Source organism: Arenibaculum sp., from assembly GCF_035998295.1.
Taxonomy (GTDB): Bacteria; Pseudomonadota; Alphaproteobacteria; order Azospirillales; family Azospirillaceae; genus DASYHS01.
Genome location: NZ_DASYHS010000143.1, coordinates 1 through 4,260, shown reverse-complemented (window position 1 = coordinate 4,260; position 4,260 = coordinate 1). Strand labels below are relative to the sequence as shown.

Here is a 4,260-nt window from a genome sequence, read left to right as displayed (position 1 = left end):
ATCGGTCATGAAGGCCAGCAGGGCGTCGGCATCGGCGGCGCGGCGCCGGACCTCGTCGGCCGGCCAGGGCTCGTGCGTCGTGTTGGCGTCCACCGCGAACCGGTCGGCGAGGAGGCCGACGACCTCGGGATGGACCCAGTTGCTGACGACGACTTTGGGGCGGTTGGTCATGGCGGTCGTCCGGGTCACTTGAGCCTGGCGCGCAGGATGCCGCCCAGGGCGTCGACCACCGTCACGGTGGCCAGGATGCACAGCATGACCGCGGCGACCTGGTCGTAGGCGAGCAGGCGAAGCGCTGCGATCAGCTCGAAGCCGATGCCGCCGGCGCCGACGACGCCGAGGACGGTGGAGGCGCGGAAATTGTATTCCCAGCGGTACAGGGCGGTGTCGGCCATCTGCGGCAGGACCTGCGGCAGCACGGCGTGCGCGATCACCTGCAGCGGCGTGGCTCCGGCGGCGCGGGCCGCCTCGACGGGCCGGTGGTCCACGTGCTCGATCGCCTCGGCGAAGAACTTGCCGACCATGCCGACCGAATGGAGGCCGAGCGCCAGCGAGCCGGGCAGGGCGCCGAAGCCGACGGCGGCCACGAAGAAGATGCCCATGATCAGCTCGGGCACGGAGCGCAGCAGGTTCAGCACCAGGCGCGTCAGCCTGTGGACGAGCGGGTGCGGGCTGGTGTTCGCCGCCGCCAGGAAGGCCAGCGGCAGCGACAGCGCCACGGCCAGCGTCGTGCCGGCCACGCTCATGGCCAGCGTGTCGAGAATGGGCCCGATCCAGCTCTGCCACCGGGAGAAGTCCGGCGGCGTCATCTCGCGCAGGAGCTGCCCGATCGCCGGCAGCCCGTCGAGCATGCGCTCGACGTCGGTCAGGCCGACGGTGTGCAGGCAGTAGAGGATGACGGCCGCCACCGCTCCGCCGACCGCCGCGCGGCGGGTGGCCTCGGCGTTCATGCCGGCCAGGGCGGCCTCGAAGTGCCGGAGGTCCGGGCCGGTGGGGGAAGAGCGGTGCGCGGCCATCCCCGTCACCCCCCGGTTCCGGCGAGGTCGAGCTCGAGCAGTCGCGCCGTGTCGCGCAGCACGTCGTAGTCCGCGTCGGTGATGGGCAGGAAGCCGTCGGCCTTGAACGCCTTCAGCACGGCCGCGTCGTCGAGGCCGAGGAAGGCCTCGCGGATGCGCTCCTTCAGGTCCGGCGACAGGTCGCTGCGCATCGTCCAGGGATAGTTGGGGATCGCCCCGGTCTCGCCGATCACCTTCACCTTGGCCGGGTCGATCACCTTGCGCTCGATCAGGGACTCGAAGATCGGCCGGCTGAGGCCGCCGGCCTGGACGTTGCCGGCCTCGACGGCCCGGGCGACGGCGTCATGGGCTCCGAGATGGTGGAACTCGTAGTCCGCCCCGCCCTCGAGGCCGTTCTCCTTCAGCAGGGCGCGCGGCACCAGGTGGCTGGAGGTCGAGGCGGGGTCGCCGAAGCCGACGGTCTTGCCCTCGATGTCCCGGAGGTCGTCGATGCCGGCCTCCGCGTTGGCGATGATGACGCCGGTGTAGCTGGCGACCCCGTTCGAGGCCATCGCGGCGAACGGCTCGATCTCCGAGCGCGACTTGGCGAGCACGTAGGACAGCGGGCCGAAATAGGCGAGTTCCAGGCGCTTGAACCGCATCGCCTCGATCATCGAGGAGTAGTCGGTGGTCACGACCAACTCGACCTCCTTGCCCAGCGCGGCCTCCAGGTACTGCTCCAGGCCCTTGTTGTTCTGGATGATCGTCGCGGGGCTTTCGTCCGGCAGCAGCGCCACGCGCAGCGTGTCGGGGTCGGTGGGGGCGGCGTGCGCGGCCGCCGTGCCGAGGCACAGGCCGAGCACGGCCGCGGCCGTTCCGGCAAGCAGTCTGTTCATGGATCTCTTCCCGTCGTGTTGGAGGGGTCAGGCGGCCTGGGCGGCCGGTCCCGGCGGTCGCCGGTAGATGCGGTCGAGGTCGGCCTGGCGAAGCTCGCCGGCCCGGCCGTCGAAGACGACCCGGCCCGCGCAGACGCCGACCAGGCGGTCGGCGAAGCGGCGAGCCAGCTCGATCTGGTGCAGGCTGACGACGGCGGTGATGCCGTCGGCCTTGCAGATGCCGTGGATGAGGTCGAGCACCTGCTCCGCGCTCGCGGGGTCGAGGCTGGCGACCGGCTCGTCGGCCAGCACGATGGCCGGGCGCTGGGCGATGGCGCGGGCGATGCCGACGCGCTGCTGCTGGCCCCCGGAAAGCTGGTCCACCCGGGCCAGCGCCTTGTCGAGCAGGCCGACGCGGTCCAGGCAGTCGAGGGCGATCAGCCGGTCGGCGTGCGGCGCCGGCAGGAACGTGCGCAGCGTCGAATGGTGCCCGAGGCGCCCGGTCAGGACGTTGCGCAGCACGGACAGCCGGCCGATCAGCTGGTGCTGCTGGAAGATCATGCCAGTCCGGCGCCGGTGGGCGCGCAACGCGCCCGGGTGGTGGATGTCGCCCGTCCCCTCGGCGCTCACGGTTCCGGCGGTCGGCCGCACCAGGCCGTTGAGGCAGCGCAGCAGGGTCGACTTGCCGGCGCCCGAAGGCCCGAGCAGGACGGTGAACTCTCCGGGGCGGAACGAAAGCGTCGTGGCCGAGAGCGCCTGCACGCCGTTGGCGTAGCGCACGCCGAGGTCGCGTACGGAAAGCATGTCAGCGGCTCCATTGCGTTTCGTAATCGTTCGGCGGTGCCGATCACGTCCTGCAATTGACTACCAAGCCGGAATGAAGCCGGCATGACGGAGCCGTGAACTTTTTCTTTCGGGGATTTCCGGGGCCGGGGCCTCTCCCGCGCCAGTGCGCGGGAGAGGTGCTTCAGGTCAGCGGCCCTTGAGCAGCGCCTGGTCCAGGTCGCGGATCAGGTCGTCCGCGGTCTCGATGCCGATCGAGACGCGGATCACGTCCGGGCCGGCGCCAGCCGCGCGCTGCGCTTCCGGGTCGAGCTGACGGTGCGTGGTCGAGGCGGGATGGATGATCAGCGACCGGGTGTCGCCCATGTTGGCGAGATGGCTGAAAAGTTCCACGCCCTCGACCAGGCGGACGCCGGCGTCGTAGCCGCCCTTCAGCCCGAACGTGAACACCGAGCCGGCACCCCTGGGCAGGTACTTGCGCGCCAGCGCGTGGTAGCGGCTCGACGGCAGGCCGGCGTAGTTCACCCAGTCGACGGCCGGGTGCTGCTCCAGGAACTGCGCGACCGTGAGCGCGTTCGCGCAGTGCCGGTCCATGCGCAGGGCCAGCGTCTCGATGCCGGTGATCGTCAGGAACGCGTTCATCGGCTGCTGCGTCGGGCCGAGGTCGCGCAGGCCGACCGCGTGGCCGTGGATCGTGAAGGCGAGATGGCCGAAGGTCTCGTGGAACTTGAGGCCGTGGTAGCCCGGCTCCGGGTCGCTGAGCGCCGGGTACTTCCCGCCGGCGCTCCAGTCGAAGCGGCCGCTGTCCACGACCGCGCCGCCGGTCGAGGTGCCGTGCCCCGACAGGAACTTCGTGGTCGAATGGGTGACCAGGGTGGCGCCCCACTGCAGCGGCTGGCACAGATAGGGGGTCGCCAGCGTGTTGTCGACGATCAGCGGCACGCCGGCCTCGTGCGCGATGGCGGCGATCGCCTCCAGGTCGCACACGACGCCGCCCGGGTTGGCGAGGCTCTCGACGAAGAACGCCTTGGTCCGCGGGGTCACGGCCTTGCGGAAGTTCTCGGGGTCGTCGCTGTCGACCAGCACCGCCTTCCAGCCGAAGGCGCGCGGGAAGCTGTTCAGGAACTGGTTAATCGAACCGCCGTAAAGCTTTGACGACGATACGAATTCGTCACCGGGCTGCATCAACGGGAACAGGGCCAGCATCTGTGCCGCGTGGCCGGACGCGGTCGCGGTGGCGCCGGCGCCGCCTTCGAGGTTGGCGATGCGCTCCTCCAACACCGAGACGGTGGGATTGGTCAGGCGCGAATAGATGAAGCCGGTCTTCTGCAGGTTGAACAGCGCCGCCGCCTCCTCGACGTCCTCGAAGACGTAGGAGGTGGTCTGGTAGATCGGGGTCGCGCGTGCGCCGGTCGCCGGGTCGGGGGCGGCCCCGGCGTGGATGGCGCGCGTCTCGAAGCCGAAAGTCCTTTGTTCAGCCATGGGTCCCTTCCTCACATCAGCTTGCGGACGGCCTTTACGGGGCGGCGGCGGTTGGTGATCACCTCGGAATTGATCCCGCCCCAGCTCAACTCTCCGTGCAGACGCTGGTATTCCATTTTCGGGCA

General features: G+C 70.4%; 4 protein-coding genes. All 4 read right to left on the bottom strand.

Features of this window, described 5'->3' with window-relative positions; genetic code table 11:
• Nucleotides 1-185: 185 nt before the first annotated feature.
• The 4 genes from phnE to VGO20_RS13975 all read right to left on the bottom strand — a co-directional run bounded on the left by phnE (nucleotide 186) and on the right by VGO20_RS13975 (nucleotide 4,135).
• A complete protein-coding gene (phnE, locus tag VGO20_RS13990) occupies nucleotides 186-1,016 on the bottom strand; it encodes a phosphonate ABC transporter, permease protein PhnE (protein WP_327502977.1) in 831 nt (276 codons plus the stop codon).
• A 5-nt stretch (nucleotides 1,017-1,021) separates the two neighbouring features.
• Nucleotides 1,022-1,891 carry a phosphate/phosphite/phosphonate ABC transporter substrate-binding protein gene (gene phnD / locus VGO20_RS13985; RefSeq protein ID WP_327502976.1) on the bottom strand — a complete coding sequence of 290 codons (870 nt, stop codon included), beginning with the start codon at nucleotides 1,889-1,891 and terminating at the stop codon, nucleotides 1,022-1,024.
• A 27-nt stretch (nucleotides 1,892-1,918) separates the two neighbouring features.
• A complete protein-coding gene (gene phnC, locus VGO20_RS13980) occupies nucleotides 1,919-2,674 on the bottom strand; it encodes a phosphonate ABC transporter ATP-binding protein (RefSeq protein WP_327502975.1) in 756 nt (251 codons plus the stop codon).
• A 168-nt stretch (nucleotides 2,675-2,842) separates the two neighbouring features.
• Nucleotides 2,843-4,135 (bottom strand): O-acetylhomoserine aminocarboxypropyltransferase, encoded by a 1,293-nt coding sequence (locus VGO20_RS13975; RefSeq protein ID WP_327502974.1) that lies wholly within the window; start codon nucleotides 4,133-4,135, stop codon nucleotides 2,843-2,845.
• Nucleotides 4,136-4,260 lie beyond the last annotated feature (125 nt).